Origin of the sequence: Aliiroseovarius sp. S1123, from assembly GCF_023015885.1 — a bacterium.
GTDB lineage: Bacteria > Pseudomonadota > Alphaproteobacteria > Rhodobacterales > Rhodobacteraceae > Aliiroseovarius.
The window spans coordinates 529903-552256 of record NZ_JALKBE010000002.1 but is presented as its reverse complement, the minus strand read 5'-3'; the positions used below and the strand labels follow the sequence as shown (position 1 = coordinate 552256).

The following is a 22354-nucleotide window of genomic DNA, read 5'->3' as shown; positions in this document are numbered from 1 at the left end:
AGTCTTCCGGGAAGGGCAGGAGGGCCGCATGAGCGATACAACCAAGGGCGTCATCGCCATCATCGTGGCCTGCACGGTCTGGGGCCTGTCTCCGCTGTATTATTACATGCTGGCCCATGTCCCGCCGCTTGAGCTGCTCAGCCACCGTTCGCTGTGGTCGCTGGTGCTTTTGGGGCTCTATCTGACGCTGCAAGGCCGGTTGGGCGAGCTGCCTGCGCTGATGACCGGTCGCACCGCGTTTTTGGTGATGTTGGCGGCGGTGATGATCTCGGTCAACTGGGGTGGGTTCATCCTGTCGGTACAGGTCGGCATGGTTGTTGAAGCGAGCCTTGGCTATTTCATCTTCCCGCTGATCATGGCGACGATCGGCATGCTGTTCTTTGCTGAAGGGTTGTCGGCCAGCAAGCTGACCGCGGTGCTTCTGGCCACGGTAGCAGTGCTGACACTAACGATTGGTCTGGGGGTTGCGCCGTGGCTGGCTTTGCTGCTTGGCGGCACATTTGCAGCCTATAGCGTAATCAAGAAACTGATCGCGGCAGGACCCGTGGTTACTGTCTTGACCGAGGTGCTGTTCCTCGCGCCGCTTGCGATGATCTGGCTATGGGGCACGCATACACAGGGCTGGCAGGGGATCGTGGGCCGCACGGGTGCGGTGTTTGGAACCGATCTTGTGACCAGCGCGATGCTGATTGGGTCAGGCCTTCTGACGGGCGGCCCGCTGATGCTGTTCAGCTACGCCTCGCGCCGTCTGACCCTGTCGACGGTTGGCGTCGTGCAATACCTGAACCCCAGCCTTCAGTTCCTCTGTGCCGTCGCCATTCTGGGCGAGACGATCACGATCTGGCACATGATCGCCTTCCCGATGATCTGGGCTGCTTTGGCGATCTATTCGGCGGGCGCGTATCGTCAGGACAGAGCGTCGCGCAAGGCCGCCACTGCCTGATCCACATCGTTGACGACGGTGACAAAGCCCTTCAGGCTGTCTTCGGCAAATCCTTGATCGATCACGTGATCCAAAAGCCCGATCAGCGGATCCCAGAATCCGTTCACGTTCAAAAGCAAGATGGGTTTTTTGTGCAGGCCTAGCTGGCGCCATGTCAGGATCTCGAAGAACTCGTCCAGCGACCCTGCGCCGCCGGGCAGCACAACCACGGCGTCCGAGTTCATGAACATGACCTTTTTGCGCTCGTGCATGTTCTCGGTCACGATGAAGCTGGTCAGGTCACGCTTGCCGACCTCCCAGTTCAAAAGATGCTCAGGGATGACGCCGAAAGTGTCGGCACCTGCAGTCTGCGCGGCCTTCGCCACTTCCCCCATCAGCCCCACATCTCCGGCGCCGTAAACCAGCCGCCAGCTGTTGTCTGCCAGAGCTTTGCCAAGGCCCTCTGCCGCGGCGCGATAGGCGGGGTCATTCCCCATGCGAGAACCGCAGTAAACGCAGATCGAGGCTGTATGTCGTGTCATCAGAAACTCCGGGTGCGAATATATCGTAATGATCTTTTGACCGGTGTTATCGGGATTGCTAGGGTCGGGCAAGACAACGCGACGCGAAGATCGCAACAGGGGATGTAAATGGCTGAAATGTCAGGCGGCGCTGCGGGCGCTGGCAAGATTTGGATTGGTGTCGGAGCTGCCGTCGTGGTCGCCACACTGGGATATTGCAGCTTTGATCAACGTGCACAGGCACCGGTGTCTGACCCGGCGGACGCGCCGCAGGTCACACAGGAAGAACCTGCGGTCGAACAACCAGTCGCACCAGCGGCGGAAAGCACGACTGCCGAGCCTGCCCCAGAACCCGCAGCGTCCCCCGATGCGCCCGGCTTTGATGTCGTGCGTGTTGATCCCGATGGACGCGCAGTGGTTGCCGGGCATGCAGAGCCCGGCGCGACCGTGCAACTGTCTTTCAACGGTGCGCCGATCGAAACGCTCACCGCAGACGGTGCTGGAAACTTCGTCGCCTTACTGGACCTACAGGTCACCGAGCCCGGCCAGCTCAGCCTGCGGATGATGAACGATGCAGGCGAGGTCGTCGCAGATGCAGACCCAGCGCAAACCGTTCTGATCGAACCGCGCGCACCTGCACCGACTGCCGTACCAGAGGCGCCAGAAGTCGCCGGCGCCGAAGACGCGCCTGCCCAGCCCGAGGCGCCCACCGAAGCAGAAGCCCCCGCAGCACCGCGTGTGCTGCTTGCAGATGACCAAGGGATCACCGTCCTGCAGGACGAGGTTGGCGACCTGACCGTTCAGAACGTCATCATCGACGCGATTTCATATGATGATCAGGGCGAAGTCGCCTTGTCTGGTCGTGCCTCGGGTGGCGGAGCTTTGCGGGTCTATCTGGACAATGCGCCGATCAAAACCGCGCCTATTCCTCAGGATGGCCAATGGCGTCTGCCACTGCCGGATGTCGCGGCGGGCATTTACACCCTGCGCGTGGACGAGCTTGCCCCTGACGGCACCGTCACCTCGCGTACCGAGACTCCGTTCAAGCGCGAGGACGTTGCCCAGATCGCCGCCGCCACCGCCGCCGCGGACACCCGCGCTAGGGTTGAGGCCGTTACGGTGCAGCCCGGATCAACCCTATGGGCCATTGCGCGCGACAATTTGGGGGAAGGGGTGCTGTATGTGCGCGTCTTTGAGGCCAACCGCGATCAGATCCGCGACCCCGACCTGATCTATCCGGGGCAGGTCTTCTCGATTCCAGAGTAACACAACGCTCTTATTTTCTTGCTGGAAGTATCCTGGGGTTCGAAGGCTTCCTGGAAACTGTCCGGGGGACAGTTTCGCCTGAGAATCGGCGAAGCCCTAGCCAAGGACGAGGGGCAATGCCCCTTTAAACCTTCTGCGCTTGGGGTGCGATGCAACCGGAAATCTCGGCGGCACCTGCGCAGCAATCGTTCAGCAGATATGAAATGACCCCACCAAGCGCCGCCCGATCCGCTGCATAAATCACATGCCGGCTTTCCTTGCGCGAGGTCAGAAGCCCCGCTTGCTCCAACTGCGATAAATGAAAAGACAGGCCCGAGGCTGACACCCCTAGCGTTTGCGCAATGTCTCCGGCGCATAGCCCGTCATCGCCACGCGGCACCAGCAGACGCACGATCTCAAGCCGTGTGTCATGGGCCATGGCAGACAAGGATTTCAGGACTCGACTCTGTTCCATGCTTCAACTATTGATGAAATGTTGAAATAAAGCAAGACCAACCTTAGGTCGTCGCCAAATCGCACATAAGCAAGGAGCAGCCTTATGGCGCCCAGCCGCATCACCTCGACCGAGCTTCCGGACAACAACTGGCGCACCATCCGGCGCGTCGCCCCCTATCTTTGGCCTGCCGAGCACCCTTGGGTGAAACGCCGCGTCGTGCTGGCGATGCTGGCGTTGCTTCTGTCCAAACTGGTCGCCGTTGCCACACCGTGGTTCTACGGCTGGGCGGTGAACGAACTGGCCGGGGATAGCACGGCGCCTGCGTATATGCTTGGGATCGGAGCCGTCGGCTTGACCCTGGCCTATGGCATGGCGCGCTTGATGGCCAACGGGTTCCAGCAGCTGCGCGACGTGATCTTTGCCCGGGTAGGGCAACGGGCGCTGCGCCAGCTGGCGCTCGAGACCTTCACCCATATTCACCGCCTGTCCATGCGCTATCACATCACGCGTAAGACAGGTGGCCTGAGCCGCATTATCGAACGCGGCGTGAAGGGCGTCGAATTCCTTCTGCGCTTCATGCTCTTCTCGATGGGACCGCTGATCCTTGAGCTTGGCCTGATCGCTCTGATCCTATTTGTAACGTTTGACGTCTGGTATTTGGCCGTCGTGGTGGTCACGATTTGGGCCTATGTCTGGTTCACCTTCAAGGTCACCGAATGGCGCGTAAAAATCCGCAAAGAGATGAATGATCAGGACACGGACGCCAACCAAAAGGCCATCGACAGTTTGCTAAACTTCGAAACCGTCAAGTATTTCGGGGCCGAAAAGCGCGAGGCCGCGCGCTATGATGGCGCAATGGCAGGCTATGAACAGGCGGCATTGAAAACCTCGTATTCGCTGGCATTTCTAAACTTCGGACAAGCGTTGTTGATCACAGGTGGTTTGGTCGCTGTGATGGTTTTGGCGGCTATTGGCGTTCAGAACGGCCAGCTTACCGTGGGTGATTTTGTCATGGTGAACGCCTATATGATCCAGATCACCATGCCCCTGAACTTCCTTGGCACCGTCTATCGCGAGATCCGGCAGTCGCTGGTGGATATGAGCGAGATGTTCGACCTGCTGGAACAGCCCGCAGACGTCAACGACAAGCCAGATGCGTCGGAGATTGCAGTGTCCGGTGGGGCGCTGTCCTTCAAAGACGTCCATTTCGGCTATGACGCCGCGCGGCCCATTCTGAAAGGCGTGTCGCTGGATGTGGGGGCAGGGAAAACCGTGGCCATAGTTGGTCCGTCGGGTTCGGGGAAATCCACTATCGGGCGGCTGCTGTTCCGCTTCTATGACGTGAACGGTGGAAGCCTGTCCATCGACGGGCAGGATGTGCGCGACGTGACGCAAGACAGCCTGCATGCGCAAATCGGTGTGGTGCCGCAGGACACGGTGTTGTTCAACGACACGGTGCTCTACAACATCGCCTATGGCCGCCCCGAGGCCTCGCGTTCCGAGATTGAGGCTGCCGCGAAGGCCGCCAAGATCCACGACTTCATCATGGAACTGCCCGAGGGCTATCAAACGCAGGTGGGCGAACGCGGGTTGAAGCTGTCCGGCGGTGAAAAGCAGCGCGTGGGTATTGCACGGACGCTTCTGAAGAACCCGCCGATCCTGCTGTTGGACGAGGCGACCTCGGCTTTGGACACCCAGACCGAGCGCGACATTCAGGACAGCCTGCGCGAGATGGGGCAGGGGCGCACGGTGATCACCATCGCGCACCGCCTGTCGACCATTGTGGACGCGGATGAAATCGTGGTGCTGGAAGCTGGAGTCATTGTCGAGCAGGGCACGCATGACGAGCTTCTGGAACATGGCGGCCGCTACGCCGCGATGTGGGCGCGTCAGGCGAGCGAGGAAGAGCCGCAAGCTCTGGCAGGCTGATCCACTCAACATCCCAAAACGAAAAAGGCGCGGAACTCTCCGCGCCTTTTCTTTATTCTGCGGCGGCCTTGCCGCTGCCCGGTTTGGGGTCCGGTTCGGTGTGCAGCGCCTCGGCTGTGGCTGGTGGCGGGGTCTCGATGACGTCTGGATCAGCTTTGTCCTCGGCCGGGGCAGGCTCGTCCTCGACCCATTGCAGCTCGTGCAGTTCCTGCTTCTTGGCGGCCTTCTCAAGCATCCGGTCGCGGGCAATTTGGCCCGAGCTATGGGCCAAGCTTTCCAGAACCGTGAACGACCGATATGCGCCTGCAGAGACCCAGACGCGAAGCGCCAGCATCGACGGTGTGAAGACCAGTGTCAGAACCGTTGCGATGCCCAGGCCAAAGACCACGGCTGTCGCCAGCTGCTTCCACCACAGCGCGGTCGGGCTGTCGATTGAGTATCCGCCGCCAAAGAAGTCCAGCGACAGGCCGAACATCATCGGAGCCAGACCAGCCATCGTGGTGATGGTGGTCAGCAGAACCGGGCGAATACGTGCCTCGGCGGTGCGGGTGATCGCCTCGATCTTGGGCATGTGGCCCGCATAGTCCTGATAGGTGTCGATCAAGACGATGTTGTTGTTCACCACGATCCCCGCCAGCGCCACGATCCCGGTCCCGGTCATGATGATCGAGAACGGCTGTTGCATCACCATCATTCCGATCAAGACGCCTGTGGTCGACAGGACCACCGCCAGCAGCACCAGCACCGAGTTGTAGATGCTGTTAAACTGCGCCAGCAGAATGATGAACATCAGCCCCAGCGCGCCGATGAAGGCTTGACCCAGGAAGGCCTGGCTTTCAGCCTCGTCTTCCTGATCGCCGGTCCACTCATAGCTCACACCATCGGGCAGGCCGGTGGAGTCGATCCAGTCCGTCAGCGTAGCGATACGCTCGGCCGGGGTGACGGGGGTGCGGGTCAACTCCGCGTTTTCGGCCATCAGCGCGTCGGCCTCGTCCAGCGGAACGATCTGATCAAAGCCGCTGTCATCCGTCAGGCGCACAAGGTCACTGACTACTGCGGCTTTTACGTCGTAATAGCGGCTTTGATCCACACGGTCGATCTGCGCGAAACTGGGCACCGGTGTGCGGGTGACGAAGTTTGACAAAGGCACCAGACCGCCCGGCGTGCGCAGGCGCAGCGTGTCCAGCGTGGACAGCACACGGTCTTCTTCCGGCAGCCGTACGCGGATCTCGATTTCCTCGTCCGAGCTGTCGACCCGCATCGTATCCAGTAGGATTCCGTTGGTGATCAGCTGCACCATGCCACCCACGGTGGCGACGTTGGTGCCAAAGCGACCAGCCTCGGCCACGTCGACTTGAAGCTGCCAGTCGATGCCGGGCAGGGGCAGGGTGTCCTCGATGGCGTTCAGGCCGGGCGTGCTTTCGAACTTCGCGACAGCGACTTCGGTAGCTGCTTGAAGCGTGTCCCAATTGTCGCCCTTGAGGCGTAGATGCACAGGCTTGGCCGAGGCCGGACCCCGGTTCAGGTTCAGAACCTCGATCCGAATGCCGGGGATGGTTTTGAGGCGTTCTTCCAGCCGCAGCATGACGGCATCCCCATCATATTCCGGGTCGATTTCATGGGCTTTGAAAGGGATGATCCCGAACAAAGGTGCGTCCCTCTCGATCGACGGGCGGTCGGCCCAGGCGACAAGCTCGATCTGCAACTGTCCCACCGTGTCACGCGGGCCGGACGCCCCGCCGGTGTTCTGGTTCAGGCCACCCGAACCAGCAAAGGCAAAGACGCTTTCGATGCCCTTGGTGTTTAACGCGATTTCTTCTGCTTGACGCACCATGGCGTCTTTCTCGGCGACGCTCAGATTGCCGCGACCACGCACGTAGACGATGGCTTGCTCGGGCTCGCTGTCGGTGAAGAACTCGACCCCGAGGCTGTTGCGACCGAAGGTGATGAAGGTGCCAACCACGAAAGTGACAACCAGTACGATCGAGACGATCGGCATGATCGGGTTGCCCGCGATGAAATGAATGACATGGCCAAACTTGGTGCGTTGATAGCCGCCATGGATGTGGTTGTCTTCGCGGTGCCACGGCATATGCCAGTCGATCGAGCCCATGGCGATAGATGTGCCAGACGCCCCGATCAGGAACATCAGTGCACCCGGAAGAATGGCCATTGCGCCCTCGATCGGGCTGGTGCCGCCGAAGATATAGCCGGGGTTCAGAAGTTGCAGGGCGGACAGGAACAGCACATAGGCGAAGATCACAGCCAGCGGGATGCGCACCCAGATCGGTGCGAAGGAAAGGGCTTTGGATAGCGTGCCAAATAGGCGGCTGATCCGACCTGAAACCCCGCCGACCACTGGCAAGTACACCAGCGCCACCAGAAGCGAGGCCGACAGCACATAGATCAGCGTCTTGGGCAGCCAACCCATGAACTGGCCTGGGATGCCGGGCCAGAACAGCATCGGTAGGAAGGCACATAGCGTCGTCGCGGTCGAGCTGACGATGGGCCAGAACATCCGCTTGGCGGCCATTGTGTAGGCCTGCATGGGGCCAACGCCCAGTTTGATCTTCTTGTCGGCATATTCGACGACCACGATGGCCCCATCGACCAGCATCCCAACGGCAAGGATCAAGCCGAACATCACAATGTTCGAGATCGTGACGCCAAGCGCTCCAAACAGGGCAAAGGTCAGAAGGAACGAGGTCGGGATGGCGAAGCCCACCAGCAGGGCGGGGCGGGTGCCTAGGGCGCCCAAAACCACGATCATCACCAGCGCAATCGCCGTCACGACCGAGCCTTCAAGCTGGCGCACCATGCTGTCCACGATGATGGATTGGTCGTTAGACACGCCAACCCAGACGGCTTTCTGCAGTTCTGGCGGCCAATTTTCACGTGTTTCGTCCACAATGCTGCGGACTTCGGCAGCGGTGCCGATCAGGTTGAAGCCCTTACGTTTGACGACCTGAAGTGCCACGGTGGTATCGCCGTTAAATCGGGCAGTGCCTTCGCGGTCCTCAAAGGTCAGGCGGATCGACGCCAGATCGCCCAGCGTGACAACACTGTCTTCGTTGACCTTGATGGGCAGGTCGTAAATGTCCTGCAGTTCGTCAAAGGACGAGGGGATCTTGACGGCGGTCGACCCCGTGGGCGTCTTGATGTCCCCGGCTGCGATCAACTGGTTGTTGTTTTGCACGACCGAGATCAGCTCGCCCGCGGTGACGTTATAGGCTTCCAGTTTCAGGGGGTCGATTTCGACCTCGATCATTTCATCGCGGTAGCCTGCCAGCGACGCTTCCAGCACGCTGTCCAGCGCCTCGAGCCGGTCTTGCAGATCGCGGGCGATTTGGACCAGCGTGCGCTCGGGCACATTGCCGGTCAAGTTCACGATGATGATCGGGAATTCCGAGAAGTTGATCTCGTTCACCGAATAGCTGTCGGCCCCCATCGGGAAATCCGCTTCAGCGTTGTTCATCGCGTCGCGCACGTCCGCCATGACCTTGGTCTTGTCCCAACCGAATTCGAACTCCAGCGCCACACCCGCATAGCCTTCGGCGGCAGTGGCGGACATGGTTTTCAACCCGTCAATGTCGGCCAGTTCGGTCTCCATCGGGCGAACCAGAAGCTGTTCGGCATCCGCGGCGGAAATGCCGGGGAAGGGGACCGACACGAACAGAGCCGGAATTTCGATATCCGGCTCGCCTTCTTTCGGCAAAGAGACATAGGCAATCGTGCCTGCCAGAACTGACAGGATCACGAAAGCGATCACCATACGGGCCCGTTCCGAGGCCCAGTCAATGATGGCGGTCATAACCCGGTCTCCTGATAGGTGATCGCAAGGGCAGATCCGTCAGTGACATAGTGGTGGCCGATGATGATGACATCTGCGGCGTCCCCCAGACCCGAGACCCAGACCCCTTGCAGGCTGTCGCGCACAACAGTAACGGGCATGAACCCGGCGGTGTTATCTTCCAGTGCAACGCGTACGCCCAGATTGCCATCGTCATTCAACGTCAGGGCGCTTTGCGGCAACAGATGCGCCACGGTGCCTTGGCCAGTCACCACGATCTCGGCGGTTTGACCGGCGCGAACGGGGATTTCACCTTCGGTTGGCAGCATCTCGACGTCCACGCGGAAGGTGCGGGTGGCGGGATCCGCGGTGTCGGCCACGAAGGTCACCGAACCCTGCAGTGTACGACCCGAGGCCAGACGTACATTTGCAATAAGCTCTGTGGAAAGTTGATCAACCAGAAGCTCGGACACAAAGCCCACCACACGTACGGGATCGTATTGTACCAGTGTGACGCACAGCGCGCCCGGTTGCAGCAGCGTTCCGATGTCGGCGGTATCGGTTTCCAATTCGCCCGCAAATGGCGCGCGAATTTCAAGGCGTTCAATCTCACGCTCGGCCCCGGCGACAGCGGCACTGGCAGACTGGATCGCTGCATCGGAGCTGGCGGCACCCGACCGGGCTGAAATGACACCTGCGCGTGCGGTTTCGACGCCTGCGCGGGCATTGGCCACACGGGTGTCCGATGCAAATCCACCCTCTGAGAGTTTCTCGGCAGCGGTCAGGTTAATCGTGGCTTCGTCCAAACGGGCCTGCGCTTCGATTACGCGGGCCTCGGCTTCGGGGGCACGGGCCTTGGCTTCAGCCAGACGCGCCTTCGCTTCGGCAAGGCTGGCGTCCCTGGTGCCCGGATCAAGGCGGCACATCACGTCGCCCTTGGCTACGGTCGAGCCTTTGGCCAGTTTATCCGACACAACCTGCCCCGAGGTCTCGGCGCGAAGCTCGACCCGGCGGGTGGCTTCGGTCCGGCCCCGGATGACGATTGGGGTCTCGATCTCACGGGCAGTGGATTTCAAAACGACAACCGACAAACCTGTTTGGTCATCGGCACCCGCCTCGGTTTCGGTTTCCGCCGCAATGTCGGAAGTGTCTGCCACACCGGCAGCTTCGTCTAAGGTGTCGCGCTGGAACACAAGCATGAACAAGCCTGCAACGACCAGTAATGCGGTCAAAATAGGGAATAGGCGCATGACCCCTCCTGATGGGTAATGTTTTGCGTTTGAACATAGGTATTCCTGTTCGCGGTAACAAGATTGCCCCTAGGTGAACTTTATCACGGTTTGTGATCGTGAAGATCGCCAAAACTGCTTTATCGCGCCAGCAGGTTGATGCCCCTTGGCATTGGGGCTTCGTTGGGGCAAAAGAAAGCGACTGAAATCGGAGGCAAACCCGTGAGCGACACAGACAGTTTCATCGATGAAGTGAGCGAAGAGGTTCGCCGGGACAAGCTTTATGGCATGATGCGGCGCTATGGCTGGATCGCGGTTGTGGCTGTGGTCGCTGTGGTGGGCGGTGCGGCCTATAACGAGTGGCGCAAGGCAAGCGAGCGGTCCGCCGCGCAAGCGTTTGGCAACGCCATTCTCGAGGCAGAAGGCATCGAAGACCCGCAGCAAAGAATCGCAGCCCTTCAGGGGGTCGCGGGAGAGGGCGCACAGAACGCCGTTCTGAACCTGCTTCTGTCGGGCGATGATGGCGATGTTTCCGCCGATGCGCTGGGGCAGATTGCCGCTGACGCGTCGCTTCCCGATCACTTCCGCCACCTCGCCATGCTGCGTCTGGCGCAGATGCAGGATGATGCTGTGTCGCTGGACGAGGTGCGCAGTCTTTTGGCCCCGGTCGTTGTGGCCGGTGCACCCTATCGAGTTCTTGGGGAAGAGGCATTGGCCTTGGCTGAGCTGCGCGCGGGTGACAAAGATGGGGCTCTCAGCCGTTTGCAGGGACTTCTGCTGGACGATGAAGCCACGACAGCCTTGCGTCGCCGGGCAACTCAGTTGATTGTTGCACTTGGAGGCACGCCAGAGGCATCCTGATCATCAGGTTTTTGCCACAAGCCTTTGATGAAATTTATAAGAGTCCTTTTAGGGGGTTAACGTGAAATTCAAATTCAGCGCCGCGCTTCTGACTTCGATGAGCATTCTGGCAGCCTGCTCCACGCCGGAATACATCCTTCCAGGCGAGCGTGAAGAACTTCGCAGCCCGAACCCCCAGACCCTTGGGGCCGATGCCGCCGCCGCGGCCACCGCAGCGCGCAGCGACGCTGCTCAGCAAGATGGTCCGCGCGCCATCCGCTTGCCGGCTGCGGTGAACCATGCAAATTGGACTCATTTGGGCGGATCGCCGTCGCATCAGGTACAGCACGCTGCATTATCAGCGAACCCGCAACTGATCTGGAGCGCCTCGATTGGTCAGGGCAATGATCGCAAGCACCGCATCACGGCCGAGCCCGTGGTCGCAGATGGCCGGATCTTCACGCTGGATAGCCGCGCGCAGGTGGTGGCGACCTCGACCGCGGGGGCAAGCCTTTGGGCGCGGGACCTGACACCGGCGTCGGACCGTTCGGATGATGCTTCGGGAGGTGGTCTGGCCTTTGCGAATGGCACACTGTTTGTGTCCTCTGGCTTTGGCATCGTATCCGCTCTGGATGCCGCGACCGGTAATGTAAAATGGCAGCAACGCATGGATGCGCCCGGATCAGGCGCGCCCGCCGCCGTGGGTGGTCTGGTCTATGTGGTCAGCCGCGACAACACCGCTTGGGCGATGGACGCGGCAACCGGCAAGGTGAAATGGCGTTTGACCGGCACCCCAAGCACGGACGGCGTTGTCGGGGTTTCTTCGCCTGCGGTGACCGACCGCGTGGTTCTGCTGCCCTTCGCCTCGGGCGAAATCGTGGCCGCCCTGAAAAAGGGCGGGACGCGCACATGGTCCAGTCTGATTGCTGGCGAACGTGTGGGCCGCGCCTATACGCAGGTCACCGACATTACGGGTGAGCCCGTCGTGAAGAACGGCGTAATCTATTCGGGCAACTCGGCCGGGCGCACAGTTGCGCTGAACCTGTCGGGCGAACGCTTGTGGACCGCGAAAGAGGGTGCTGTCAGCCCTGTCTGGGTCACTGGCGGCTCGGTCTTCCTTGTTTCGGACGAGAACGAGCTTGTGCGTCTCGACGCAAGCACCGGAGAACGCATTTGGGGCACGCGTCTTCCGTACTTCACCAAGGAAAAAATACGCAAAATCAAACGCATCCACGCTAATCTCGGACCAATTCTGGCGGGTGGCAAGTTGTGGGTCGCGTCGTCGGACGGGATCATGCGCGGCTTTAACCCCGAGGATGGCAGCCTGATTTCGCAGGTTGCGCTTCCTGGTGGTGCCGCCACACGTCCTGTGGTCGTGAACGGTGTTGCATATGTGGTCGCGCGCGACGGCAAACTTCTGGCTTTGCGCTGACCCAAAAACCGTGTATGCGGGGCGCTTGATCTGACCCGGAGAGCAAAATGAGCTTCACCCTTGCCATTGTGGGGCGCCCTAACGTGGGCAAATCCACCCTATTCAACCGACTGGTTGGAAAGCGTCTTGCGCTGGTGGATGACCAGCCGGGCGTGACCCGTGACCTGCGCGAGGGCGAAGCACGGCTGGGCGAGCTGCGTTTTACCGTGATCGACACCGCCGGGCTTGAAGAAGCGACAGATGAAAGCCTTCAGGGCCGGATGCGTCGCCTGACTGAACGCGCGGTGGAAATGGCCGATGCCTGCCTGTTCCTCGTGGACGGGCGCGTTGGGATCCTGCCTGCAGACGAAGTGTTCGCCGACATCCTGCGTCGCAAAAATGCTCACGTCATTTTGGGCGCCAACAAGGCCGAAGGCAAAGCCGCCGACGCTGGTGTGATCGAGGCGTATTCTCTGGGCCTTGGTGAACCGGTCCGCATGTCCGCCGAACATGGCGAAGGCATGGGCGAACTGCTGTCTGCTCTGCAGCCCATCGCGGAAGAGTTCGAAGCCCGTGCCGCTGAAACTGCCCCCGAGACCGAAGTGGACATCGATGCGGACAGTGACGAAGATGCGCCCAAGATTCCCACCAACGAAAAGCCGCTTCAGGTCGCCGTCATTGGCCGTCCGAATGCGGGGAAGTCGACGCTGATCAACAAGCTGATCGGTGAAGAACGTCTGTTGACCGGACCCGAGGCCGGGATCACCCGCGACTCGATTTCACTGAAGTTCGACTGGAACGGTACGCCAACCCGGATTTTCGACACAGCAGGGATGCGCAAACGCGCCAAGGTGCAGGAAAAGCTTGAAAAGCTGTCGGTATCTGACGGCCTGCGCGCAGTGAAGTTCGCAGAAGTGGTCGTCGTTCTGTTGGACGCTGCCATTCCCTTTGAACAGCAAGACCTGCGCATCGCTGACTTGGCTGAACGCGAAGGCCGCGCTGTCGTCATCGCCGTGAATAAATGGGACGTTGAGCCCGAGAAGCAGGCCAAGCTAAAAGGCCTTCTGGAAGCCTTTAACCGTCTTCTGCCGCAGCTGCGTGGCGCGCCGCTGATCACGATCTCGGCCAAGACGGGGCGGGGCATGGATCGCCTGCACGAGGCCGTCATGCGCGCCTATGACGTGTGGAACCGCCGCGTGAAGACCGCGCATTTGAACGGCTGGCTGGCCGAGATGGTCTCGGCGCACCCGCCCCCCGCTCCGGGTGGCCGCCGCATCAAGCTTCGCTATATGACACAGGCCAAGACCCGCCCACCGGGGTTCATTGTCATGTGCTCGCACCCTGACAAACTGCCCGACAGCTACTCGCGCTATCTGGTCAACGGGCTGCGTGAAGACTTTGACATGCCGGGCACGCCCATTCGCCTGACCATGCGCGGGCAGGGGGACAAAAACCCCTATAAAAACCGCAAGAAGTCAACGCCGTCGCGCCTGCGCAAGCACCTTGGAAAAGGCCGCGCTGACGAATAGATTCTGCGCTAGAACACCGCAACAGAAACGGGGCGCCTGGCATTGGCGCCCCTTTTTCTTGTCATAAATATCCCGGGGTGAGCCCCGAACGGGGCGAGGGGCAGAGCCCCTTTAATTCAGTTCAGATACGGCATCGGATCCACAGGTTCCGTGCCTTTGAAGACAAGGAACTGGATCGCGTTATACCTGTTCTTGGTCGCCACGGCGATCTGCTGTCCACGCTTAACTTTTTGACCCTTCTTCACGGTGATGCCGGAAATGAAGCTATAGGCCGTCTGCGTGCCATTTCCGTGGTCGATCACTACGATCTCTTCGCCTTCGACGTCTTTCGATACCAACCGCACCGTGCCGCTGGCGGCGGCTTTGACCGGGTCACCCGGCTTGGCCGAGATCAGGATGTATCCCGCTTTCTCGGCGTCAAATGCGCTGGTCACTTTGCCCGCGACCGGCAAGGACATCTGGGATGCGCTCGCCTGAGTGCGAGTGTCCGCCAATTTCGGGGCCTCGGGCGCCTTCGGAGCAGGGCGCTTCACCTCGTCCTTCGGCAGCGCTTCTGCAGCCGATGGCGGGGTCGGGGTGGCCGATCCCTTGCCAGGTTGCGCAATCCGCGTCTCTTTCACCGGGGCAGCGACCTTTACCGGGATCAACAGATGTTGGCCTTCGCGCACGGTCAGGTTTGATCCCAGCCCGTTCCAATCTGCCAGCGACCGAACCGATACGCCATAGCTGCGCGCGATCGAATAGGCTGTTTCGCCGCGTTCAACGCGGTGGCGCAGCGGTTGTTCCCCCGAAACCTTAGATGTCGCTGCCGTCGCCGGCGTGTTGCCCGCGCGGTCAATGGCATCGCCTGCCAGTGTCGTGATGTTAATCTCGCCCTCGGGTTTGATCACGCCACCCGCAGGTTCTGCCACGCGGCGGGGTAGGGCCAGAAGCTCGCCTTCGCGAAGCGGCGCGTCCAGCGCCAGACCGTTATAGCGGCCAAGTTCAGCGGGGCTCATGCCGATCCGGCCGGCTACATCGGCGACGGTGTCACCGCGATTGGCCAGCGCTACTTGATAGCCGGGATAGGAAATCACGCCGCGATTGTCGGCGCGGGGGCGTTGGGCGGTGCCGGCAGATTGCGCAGCTTGTGAGGTGGACAGATCCCCCCCCGCCAAACCCCGGAAATCCATGTCGAAATTTCCGCAGGCAGAAAGCGCCAGAAAAGTTCCCAAAAGAAGTGTCGCACGTGTTTTGGCCCCGCTGCGCTGGTTGGCGCGCGACGTTACATGGCGGGACAGGCACGCAGGTGTGCTGTGGAGTGGCATTGCTCGTCTCTTCCTCAATTCATGGGCCTGTTTGTCAGGCTCTGCATGTGACCCTTTTTGCGGGCCTTGTCATGATGTGGCTGGAATATCCCAACCGGAACCCGCCGTCGCGGGAAAAATTGTCACTCGCGCCCCAGCCCTTCCAAAAGGGGTACGAACCGTACCGGCAGAAGTTCGTCATAGTCAAACCCTGTCTCGGTTCTTGTGACCTTGATCAGGCTTTGCACTGCATCTGACTGCCCTACCGGTACGATCATGATACCGCCAACCGCCAGCTGCGCCAAGAGCGGACTGGGCGGGTCTTCGGCGGCTGCCGTGACAATGATGCGGTCAAACGGGGCCTGATCGGGCAGACCGCGCGATCCGTCGCCGGTAATTGCGGTGATGTTGTGTAGGTCCATCGCCTCGAACAGCTCGCGTGCTTCGGCCACAAGGCGGCGGTGGCGGTCGATGGTATAGACCCGGCGTGCAAGCTTCGACAGGATCGCAGCCTGATAGCCGGACCCGGTCCCCAGTTCGAGCACCTTGTCGCGGGGCGAAATATTGGCCGCCTGCGTCATCAACCCCACGACCGATGGCTGCGAGATTGTCTGCCCGCAGGCAATCGGCAGGGGCATGTCCTCGTAGGCGCGTTTGGCAAAGACCCCGCGCACGAAGGGGCCGCGGTCGATCTCCTCCATCGCGGATAACACGCGCGGGTTTGTCACGCCCTTTGAGCGCAGTGCGAATAGGAACTGCATTTTCTGTTCCGCGTCCCATGCAACGGGGGCTTGTCCGTCAGCTTGGTTCATTCAAACAGACCCTCGAGCGTGGAAAGATGATCATGCGCAGTCAGGTCCGCCCGCATCGGCGTGACCGAGACATAACCTTCAAGGTTCAGAGTCAGGTCCATGCCGGGTTCAGATGGCGTGGCTTGCGGTCCGCCCTTGATCCACAGGAATTTGCGACCCGACGGGCTGTGATGTGCCTCGGCTCCGAAGAACGCGTCATGGCGCCAACCTTGCGGGGCAGAGCGTATGCCCTTGACCAGATCGGCGGCAACAGGTGGGAAGTTCACGTTGTAGAAGATCGGATAGTTGCTGCCTTTGTCCCACGGACCGTTTTCGACCAGCTTGCGCACGATCTCGGGCCCGAAGCGGGAGGCGGCTTGAAACACGCTGTCCAGATCCTTAGTGCCAACGCCCATGTATTGCGACAGCGCAATGGCGGGAAGTCCTTGCAGGGCAGCCTCCATCGCGGCCCCCAGCGTGCCGGAATAAAGCGCGTTCTCGGCCGAGTTGTTGCCGCGGTTTACGCCCGAAATCACAAGATCAGGTCGCTCGGGCATCACGTCATAAAGCGCGGCCAGCACACAGTCGGCGGGGCTGCCTTCGGCGGCGAAGCGGCGCGGGGCAAGTTCAGCGATCATGAACGGGCTGGTGTAGGAAATGCAGTGGCCCACGCCGGACTGTTCGAAGGCTGGGGCGACGGTCCAGATCTCGGCCTTCTCACCTGCCAAGTCTTGCGCGACCTGATGGGCGATGGCTTCGGCCACTTTCAGGCCCGGAGCGTTGATCCCGTCGTCATTGGTGATGAGAATGCGCATGGTTCGCCCTTTCCGCCCAGCCCAGATTTGGTGGCCTTTTGCCATTCAATAGGGCAGGCACGCCGGTGCAGCAAGCGCAGCGGGCATAGTTAGGGCTAGGAAGTGAAAACCGTTGCGATCAGGTCAGCGTTTAGGCGAGGTGCGCCTCGGACAGGATGCGCTTGGCTTCATCTTCGACCGAGGCCAAGCTGCTGCGATCTTCGCCGGGGAAGAACCGACCGCGCATCGAGGTTGCCAACGGTTTGGGTTCCGCCACGATCACGCGCGGGCCGATATTGGCGTTTTCCGCTGCCCAGCTACGCACCATGGCGACTTGGGCGGCCTTGGTGGCGCCGTAGCCTGCAAAGAACTTCTCGCCCGCGTGGTCATCGGCAAAGAACAGCGCCGTGCTGTCATCCGTCATCAGCGCATTTACCATGAAGATCAGATTGCGCGTCGCTTCGACATTGGTGTTCCACGCCTGCGTCCAGCCCTTGTCGTCCAGATCAGGGGTTGGCATCAGGGCTGGGCCGTAAATCGCCGTATGCGCCCAGACATCAATCGGTCCCCAACGGTCATGGATCGAGCGGCACAGATGCGCCATCGCGTCCTTGTTGGTCACATCCATCGGTGCCAGCGTGGCAGAGCCTCCGGCAGCCTTGATCTTGTCATCCAGCTCTTCCAACGCACCGGTGGTGCGGCCCACGGCCACAACGTGATGAGTTTTGGATAGCTCCAGCGCAAGGGCGGCCCCAAGGCCACGGGATGCACCGGTTACGAGGGCGATTTTCTGTGTATCGGTCATAGGGGCGGCTTAACGGTGTCTAAGAGGATTGTCGAGTGCGGGAAACGTCTACGCGTCGGATAGGTGTGGGCGCAAGTCACTCCCGGTCTTCTCATAAATATCAAGCAGGGTGTCGAAGCTGATCCCGTCTTGCTGGGCTTCGAATAGCGGGTGGCCTTCCTGGACCCACAGCGACGGCCGCTGTCCTTCCGCGCCAGGCGTCATGTTGCAGGGCAGGGGATCGGTACTTTCGAAACAGGGCAAGCTGTTGGCGAGCCACGAAAAAGCCCCTTCGAACACGGCTTCCCCGAGAGTGTCCTCTACGTAGGTATCGAAGTTTTCGTCGCTTAGCGATCCCCAGCATCCGAAGCCGAACCGTTCGCCACTTCCCCTGACCGGGAGGTACAAAACCGACCTGACAAACAGATGGCCATCAAACCTGCACAGGTCCGTACCAAGACGGTCCTCGCCCACGATCAGTTCGTCTTGACCGCTTGCACCACGATGCCCGTGGGGCCAAGGGTCAGGGTGGTCAAAGCCGATGTCGAAAATGCCGGAAAAGCTGCGTTCGCAGCAGGGGCAATTGTAGGAGTTGTCATTGAAACGCCTCCAGCGAGGGTCCTTGGACAAGTCCTCAGACCCTTTCTGAAAGAAGCGTTCCAGAAACTTCACTACTCCGCCGCCTTCAGCTCGAACCCTTTTTCGATCTGGTCCGCAGGCCTGACCGGATATTCGCCCGAGAAACACGCGTCGCAATATTGCGGGCAGTCTTTCTTGCGGCCTTCAGCCTCGCCAACAGCGCGGTAGAGGCCATCGAGCGAGATGAATTTCAGACTGTCCACGGCAAGATGTTCGCACATCTCGTCTTCGGTCATCTGAGCGGCCAGAAGTTTGTCGCGGTTGGGCGTGTCGACGCCGTAGAAACAGGGCCATGCGGTGGGGGGCGAGGCAATGCGGAAGTGGACTTCCTTGGCGCCTGCGTCCAGCAACATCTCTTTGATCTTGCGGGTTGTGGTGCCGCGCACCACGCTGTCATCCACCAGAATAACGCGTTTACCACGGATCAGCGCGCGGTTCACGTTCAGTTTCAGACGCACACCCATGTTGCGGATCTGCTCGGTCGGCTCGATAAAGGTTCGGCCCATATACTGGTTGCGGATGATGCCCAGTGCATAGGGAATGCCGCTTTCCTGACTATAGCCGATGGCCGACGGTACACCGCTGTCCGGGATCGGACAGACCAGATCGGCCTCGACGGGGGTTTCGCGGGCCAGTTCCACGCCAATCTGACGGCGGGTTTCATAGACCGAGCGACCGCCGTAAAGGCTGTCGGGGCGCGAGAAATAGACGTGCTCGAAAATGCAGAATTTCGAGGGCTGCGGGCGGAAGGGGAAAGAGCTTTCAACGCCCTTGTCGGTGATGACGACCATTTCGCCCGGCGCGATCTCGCGGATGAACTCGGCGCCGATGATGTCCAGTGCGCAAGTTTCCGACGACAGGACCCAGCCTTCGCCCAGCTTGCCCAGCACCAGCGGGCGGACACCGTGCGGGTCACGCACGCCCATCAGCTTGGTGCGGGTCATCGCAACGACCGAGAACGCACCCTCGACACGGCGCAGCGCATCTTCCATCCGTTCGGGGATGGTACGTTGCAGCGAGCGCGCCATCAGGTGAATGATGCATTCACTATCCGACGAACTTTGGAAAATTGAACCGCGCTCGATCAGTTCTTTGCGCAGGGCGTTGGCATTGGTGATGTTGCCGTTATGGGCAATCGCGGCGCCACCCATCGAAAACTCGCCAAAGAAGGGCTGTACGTCGCGGATGACAGCGCCTTTCGAACCGGCAGTGGAATAGCGCACATGGCCAATAGCAAGCGGACCGGGCAGGGTTTCCATCACGCTGGCCTTAGTGAAGTTGTCACGCACATAGCCAAAGCGGCGGGCCGAGTTGAAGCCTTCAACTGGATCGTGGCAGACGATGCCGCCCGCTTCTTGTCCGCGGTGCTGCAGGGCGTGCAGACCAAGGGCGACGAAGTTTGCAGCGTCTTTCAGGCCGATTACGCCGAATACGCCGCACTCCTCCTTCAGCTTGTCGTCATCAAACGGATGCGCGAATGGCATGGTGGAAGGGCAGGCGGGCGAGGTGTCGGACATGAGCAGCGGTCTCCGATTCCGTGGCGTTGGGCCTCTCTTACTGGACAGGTCACGCCGTGTCATCAAACTATCACATTGCCGGGGCGATTAATTCAGGCCCCGAAGTGAAACAACGCGCCCTTGGGCGCGTTGTGAATGGATCAATTGCTGCTTTCGGTGGTTGGCAATCCGCCCGAGCAGGCGCCGACTAGCTCTTCATACTTGCCAACGATCCAGCCGGGGGCGTCCTCGGGGATCTGTTCGTTGATGCGATCCTGCGTGCGGGCGAAGATCTTGGCGGTGCGGCTGTCATCCACCATCGGAATGGTGTCGGTCGTCACGATGCGGTCATAAACGACCAGCGCAATCGCCACCAGAACAAGGCCACGCAGCACACCAAAGATGAAGCCAAGCGCCTGATCCAGACCGCCAAGCGCCGAGCGTTGCACGGCCGAGGAAAACAGCGGTGTAAAGATCGATACGACCACCAGCGCCAAGGCAAAGACGCCTGCGAAGGCCGCAATCATCGACAGCTCGCAGCTGTCGGCGATGAAGTCTTTCAGAACCGGGATTTCCTTGATCAGCGGCAGGGCGCGCGGGGCAAAGATATAGGCCAGAACGGCTGCCGCGATCCAACCCAGGATCGACATGCCTTCGCGCACGAAGCCGCGCGAATATGCCAGAATTGCCGAGATAAGAATGACCGCTGCCACGATCCCGTCAATCAGCGTGAAACCTTCCATGTTCGTCACTTCGGTTCGGGTCTTGGCCCGATACCGTCCCTGTTGTTGGGCCTATCCGGCCCCGAATATGTCTCCGACGAACCCGGTCAGGTCCGACATCTTCTGTATGGTCAGCCCGGAGCCCGAGCCGATCTTGCTGCGTGTTGGCGCTATCGCAGACGTGAAACCAAGTTTTTGCGCTTCTTTCAACCGGTTTTCGGTCTGGCCAACGGGCCTCAGGGCCCCTGATAGACTGATTTCGCCAAAAACCACAGTATCTTTGGGGATCGCGGCGTCCTCGCGCGCGGAAAGTAGCGCCGCCGCCACAGCCAGATCGGCCGCGGGTTCCGAGATTTTCATGCCGCCCGCGACGTTTAGGTATACATCAAGCCCGGCAAAGGGGATGCCGCAGCGTGCTTCCAACACAGCAAGGATCATGGCCAGGCGCCCGCTGTCCCAGCCCAAAACCGACCGGCGCGGTTGCGAGTGCGGAGAGGGCGCGACGAGGGCCTGAAGTTCAACCAGAACCGGGCGGGTGCCTTCGATACCGGCAAAGACCACTGATCCGGGGGCGGGATCTTCGCGGTCGGACAGGAACAGCGCGGACGGATTCACGACTTCGGAAAGGCCTGCGCCTGTCATCTCAAAGACACCAATTTCATCTGCCGGACCGAAACGGTTTTTCACGGCGCGCAGGATACGGAATTGGTGGCCTCGCTCTCCTTCGAAGTAAAGCACGGTGTCGACCATGTGCTCGACCACGCGTGGCCCCGCGATTTGGCCTTCCTTGGTGACGTGACCCACCAGAACGACGGAAATCCCGCGTTTCTTTGCGAAAGTGGTCAGTTCATGCGCGGCGGCGCGGACCTGACTGACGGACCCCGGCGCGCTGTCCACATTGTCGGCCCACATGGTCTGGATCGAATCGATGATGGCAAGCGCAGGACGTTCCGCGTCCAGCGTCGTCATGATGTCGCGCAAATTGGTCTCGGCCGCCAGTCGCACCGGCGCATCTGTCAGCCCCAATCGCTGGGCACGCATGCGGACCTGGGCCGAGGCTTCCTCGCCCGAGACATAGATCGTGGGCAGACCCGCCTGCGCAAAGCGCGCGGCGGCCTGCAAAAGCAGGGTGGATTTGCCGATGCCGGGATCGCCACCCACAAGGATGGCTGAACCGGGAACCAACCCCCCGCCCAACACGCGGTCCAGCTCGCCCATGCCGCATTCGGTGCGCGGGGGCGGGGCCTCTTCCGTGGACAAATCAGTCAGCGCGAGCGATGCCCCGCGCTTGCCACCCAAAGATTTCGAGGCTGGACCAGCACTGAGCGGAGCGTCTTCCTGAATGGAGTTCCATTCACCGCAGGCTTCGCAACGCCCGGACCATTTCGAAGAGCTGGCACCGCAGGCCGAACAGGTGAAGATTTTCTGAGCTTTTGCCATGCGGAATTTCTGCCCGGTTGGGACCGCATGCGCAAGGGGTAGGAGGCTGCTGCGTCAGGCTTTTTGCCGTTTCGCTGTCGCGAAGCTCAGCCAGATCGACGTCAGGATGCAGGCGGTGAACAGATACAGGCCCCAGCCGGTCTCGATCTTCGCCAAGCCCACGCCTTTCACGATCACGATATAGAGCGCGATCAGGAAGACATCAGCCATCGCCAGTTTACCCAAGATGTTAAACGCGGGCAGCATCCGGCGGCGCATCATGCCGAACTGGATCAGGGCCAGTCCCAGCACTTTCATGATCGGGGCAAAGACCGCAAAGAATGTGACGAGCAGGGCCAGCAAAACGTCTGTCTCCCACAGCGCCTGTAGGCCCGAGATCACGCTGACCTCTTTCAAGCCAAAGAGCGGTAGGTTGATACCCGCATGCATGAGCGGCGCGAACCATGCGATGGGGAAAGCGATCAGGAGGGCGAGGTTGAGGTAACGCAGTTTCATGAGGACAATGAAAGCTCTCTTCATCGAATTCTCA

19 protein-coding genes are annotated in these 22354 nt (G+C 60.6%); 6 read left to right on the top strand and 13 right to left on the bottom strand.

Features of this window, described 5'->3' with window-relative positions; translation table 11 throughout:
• The first annotated feature begins 28 nt into the window (after window positions 1–28).
• Window positions 29–943, top strand: coding sequence for an EamA family transporter RarD (gene rarD / locus MWU53_RS06125; RefSeq protein ID WP_247091442.1), 915 nt, complete (start codon window positions 29–31; stop codon window positions 941–943).
• On the opposite strand, the gene MWU53_RS06120 is transcribed toward rarD, so the two are convergent.
• Window positions 907–1464 carry a TIGR00730 family Rossman fold protein gene (locus MWU53_RS06120; RefSeq protein ID WP_247091440.1) on the bottom strand — a complete coding sequence of 186 codons (558 nt, stop codon included), beginning with the start codon at window positions 1462–1464 and terminating at the stop codon, window positions 907–909. The genes rarD and MWU53_RS06120 overlap by 37 nt on opposite strands.
• A gap of 108 nt (window positions 1465–1572) precedes the next feature.
• Here MWU53_RS06120 and MWU53_RS06115 point away from each other — a divergent pair, with 108 nt between their 5' ends.
• Window positions 1573–2709: an Ig-like domain-containing protein gene (locus tag MWU53_RS06115; RefSeq protein ID WP_247091438.1), complete on the top strand. Its 1137-nt coding sequence runs from the start codon at window positions 1573–1575 to the stop codon at window positions 2707–2709.
• A 124-nt stretch (window positions 2710–2833) separates the two neighbouring features.
• Here the strand turns inward: MWU53_RS06115 and MWU53_RS06110 are convergent, their stop codons facing one another.
• Window positions 2834–3163, bottom strand: a complete 330-nt coding sequence (locus tag MWU53_RS06110) for a metalloregulator ArsR/SmtB family transcription factor (protein ID WP_247091435.1) — start codon at window positions 3161–3163, stop codon at window positions 2834–2836.
• Window positions 3164–3247: 84 nt separating this feature from the next.
• Between MWU53_RS06110 and MWU53_RS06105 the strand changes: the two genes are divergently transcribed.
• Window positions 3248–5074 (top strand): ABC transporter ATP-binding protein/permease, encoded by a 1827-nt coding sequence (locus MWU53_RS06105; protein ID WP_247091432.1) that lies wholly within the window; start codon window positions 3248–3250, stop codon window positions 5072–5074.
• Between the two features lie 52 nt (window positions 5075–5126).
• On the opposite strand, the gene MWU53_RS06100 is transcribed toward MWU53_RS06105, so the two are convergent.
• Together MWU53_RS06100 and MWU53_RS06095 are read right to left on the bottom strand one after the other, a co-directional pair.
• Complete coding sequence (locus tag MWU53_RS06100; protein ID WP_247091430.1) at window positions 5127–8885, bottom strand: efflux RND transporter permease subunit; 3759 nt, start codon at window positions 8883–8885, stop codon at window positions 5127–5129.
• Window positions 8882–10114, bottom strand: a complete 1233-nt coding sequence (locus MWU53_RS06095) for an HlyD family efflux transporter periplasmic adaptor subunit (RefSeq protein WP_247091429.1) — start codon at window positions 10112–10114, stop codon at window positions 8882–8884. The genes MWU53_RS06100 and MWU53_RS06095 overlap by 4 nt, the downstream gene beginning before the upstream one ends.
• A 201-nt stretch (window positions 10115–10315) precedes the next feature.
• Between MWU53_RS06095 and MWU53_RS06090 the strand changes: the two genes are divergently transcribed.
• The 3 genes from MWU53_RS06090 to der all read left to right on the top strand — a co-directional run bounded on the left by MWU53_RS06090 (window position 10316) and on the right by der (window position 13873).
• On the top strand, window positions 10316–10954 hold the full coding sequence (locus tag MWU53_RS06090) for a hypothetical protein (protein WP_247091428.1): 639 nt from the start codon (window positions 10316–10318) through the stop codon (window positions 10952–10954).
• 61 nt (window positions 10955–11015) lie between these two features.
• Window positions 11016–12365 carry a PQQ-binding-like beta-propeller repeat protein gene (locus MWU53_RS06085; protein WP_348647027.1) on the top strand — a complete coding sequence of 450 codons (1350 nt, stop codon included), beginning with the start codon at window positions 11016–11018 and terminating at the stop codon, window positions 12363–12365.
• 47 nt (window positions 12366–12412) lie between these two features.
• Window positions 12413–13873 (top strand): ribosome biogenesis GTPase Der, encoded by a 1461-nt coding sequence (gene der, locus MWU53_RS06080; protein WP_247091427.1) that lies wholly within the window; start codon window positions 12413–12415, stop codon window positions 13871–13873.
• A gap of 116 nt (window positions 13874–13989) precedes the next feature.
• Here der and MWU53_RS06075 read toward each other — a convergent pair whose 3' ends face one another.
• The 9 genes from MWU53_RS06075 to MWU53_RS06035 form a co-directional block, all read right to left on the bottom strand.
• A complete protein-coding gene (locus tag MWU53_RS06075) occupies window positions 13990–15180 on the bottom strand; it encodes a M23 family metallopeptidase (RefSeq protein WP_247091426.1) in 1191 nt (396 codons plus the stop codon).
• Between the two features lie 122 nt (window positions 15181–15302).
• A complete protein-coding gene (locus MWU53_RS06070) occupies window positions 15303–15971 on the bottom strand; it encodes a protein-L-isoaspartate(D-aspartate) O-methyltransferase (protein WP_247091425.1) in 669 nt (222 codons plus the stop codon).
• Window positions 15968–16765 (bottom strand): 5'/3'-nucleotidase SurE, encoded by a 798-nt coding sequence (surE, locus tag MWU53_RS06065; RefSeq protein ID WP_247091424.1) that lies wholly within the window; start codon window positions 16763–16765, stop codon window positions 15968–15970. The genes MWU53_RS06070 and surE overlap by 4 nt, the downstream gene beginning before the upstream one ends.
• A gap of 130 nt (window positions 16766–16895) precedes the next feature.
• Window positions 16896–17549 (bottom strand): SDR family oxidoreductase, encoded by a 654-nt coding sequence (locus MWU53_RS06060; RefSeq protein ID WP_247091423.1) that lies wholly within the window; start codon window positions 17547–17549, stop codon window positions 16896–16898.
• Window positions 17550–17597: 48 nt separating this feature from the next.
• The gene (locus MWU53_RS06055; protein ID WP_247091422.1) at window positions 17598–18158 is read right to left on the bottom strand and encodes a DUF2199 domain-containing protein; all 561 of its coding nucleotides are present in this window, start codon (window positions 18156–18158) and stop codon (window positions 17598–17600) included.
• A gap of 41 nt (window positions 18159–18199) precedes the next feature.
• On the bottom strand, window positions 18200–19651 hold the full coding sequence (purF, locus tag MWU53_RS06050; RefSeq protein ID WP_247091783.1) for an amidophosphoribosyltransferase: 1452 nt from the start codon (window positions 19649–19651) through the stop codon (window positions 18200–18202).
• Between the two features lie 173 nt (window positions 19652–19824).
• On the bottom strand, window positions 19825–20406 hold the full coding sequence (locus tag MWU53_RS06045; RefSeq protein ID WP_247091421.1) for a CvpA family protein: 582 nt from the start codon (window positions 20404–20406) through the stop codon (window positions 19825–19827).
• 51 nt (window positions 20407–20457) lie between these two features.
• Window positions 20458–21825: a DNA repair protein RadA gene (radA, locus tag MWU53_RS06040; protein ID WP_247091419.1), complete on the bottom strand. Its 1368-nt coding sequence runs from the start codon at window positions 21823–21825 to the stop codon at window positions 20458–20460.
• 54 nt (window positions 21826–21879) lie between these two features.
• A complete protein-coding gene (locus MWU53_RS06035) occupies window positions 21880–22320 on the bottom strand; it encodes a paraquat-inducible protein A (protein WP_247091417.1) in 441 nt (146 codons plus the stop codon).
• Window positions 22321–22354: the final 34 nt, after the last annotated feature.

Coding starts and splice junctions, on each gene's coding strand:
- MWU53_RS06095 (WP_247091429.1), bottom strand. CDS start 10,114: ATGCGCCTATTCCCTATTTTGACCGCATTACTGGTCGTTGCAGGCTTG.
- rarD (WP_247091442.1), top strand. CDS start 29: ATGAGCGATACAACCAAGGGCGTCATCGCCATCATCGTGGCCTGCACG.
- MWU53_RS06110 (WP_247091435.1), bottom strand. CDS start 3,163: ATGGAACAGAGTCGAGTCCTGAAATCCTTGTCTGCCATGGCCCATGAC.
- MWU53_RS06075 (WP_247091426.1), bottom strand. CDS start 15,180: ATGCCACTCCACAGCACACCTGCGTGCCTGTCCCGCCATGTAACGTCG.
- MWU53_RS06120 (WP_247091440.1), bottom strand. CDS start 1,464: ATGACACGACATACAGCCTCGATCTGCGTTTACTGCGGTTCTCGCATG.
- MWU53_RS06105 (WP_247091432.1), top strand. CDS start 3,248: ATGGCGCCCAGCCGCATCACCTCGACCGAGCTTCCGGACAACAACTGG.
- MWU53_RS06115 (WP_247091438.1), top strand. CDS start 1,573: ATGGCTGAAATGTCAGGCGGCGCTGCGGGCGCTGGCAAGATTTGGATT.
- MWU53_RS06045 (WP_247091421.1), bottom strand. CDS start 20,406: ATGGAAGGTTTCACGCTGATTGACGGGATCGTGGCAGCGGTCATTCTT.
- radA (WP_247091419.1), bottom strand. CDS start 21,825: ATGGCAAAAGCTCAGAAAATCTTCACCTGTTCGGCCTGCGGTGCCAGC.
- der (WP_247091427.1), top strand. CDS start 12,413: ATGAGCTTCACCCTTGCCATTGTGGGGCGCCCTAACGTGGGCAAATCC.
- MWU53_RS06100 (WP_247091430.1), bottom strand. CDS start 8,885: ATGACCGCCATCATTGACTGGGCCTCGGAACGGGCCCGTATGGTGATC.
- MWU53_RS06060 (WP_247091423.1), bottom strand. CDS start 17,549: ATGACCGATACACAGAAAATCGCCCTCGTAACCGGTGCATCCCGTGGC.
- surE (WP_247091424.1), bottom strand. CDS start 16,765: ATGCGCATTCTCATCACCAATGACGACGGGATCAACGCTCCGGGCCTG.
- purF (WP_247091783.1), bottom strand. CDS start 19,651: ATGCCATTCGCGCATCCGTTTGATGACGACAAGCTGAAGGAGGAGTGC.
- MWU53_RS06070 (WP_247091425.1), bottom strand. CDS start 15,971: ATGAACCAAGCTGACGGACAAGCCCCCGTTGCATGGGACGCGGAACAG.
- MWU53_RS06035 (WP_247091417.1), bottom strand. CDS start 22,320: ATGAAACTGCGTTACCTCAACCTCGCCCTCCTGATCGCTTTCCCCATC.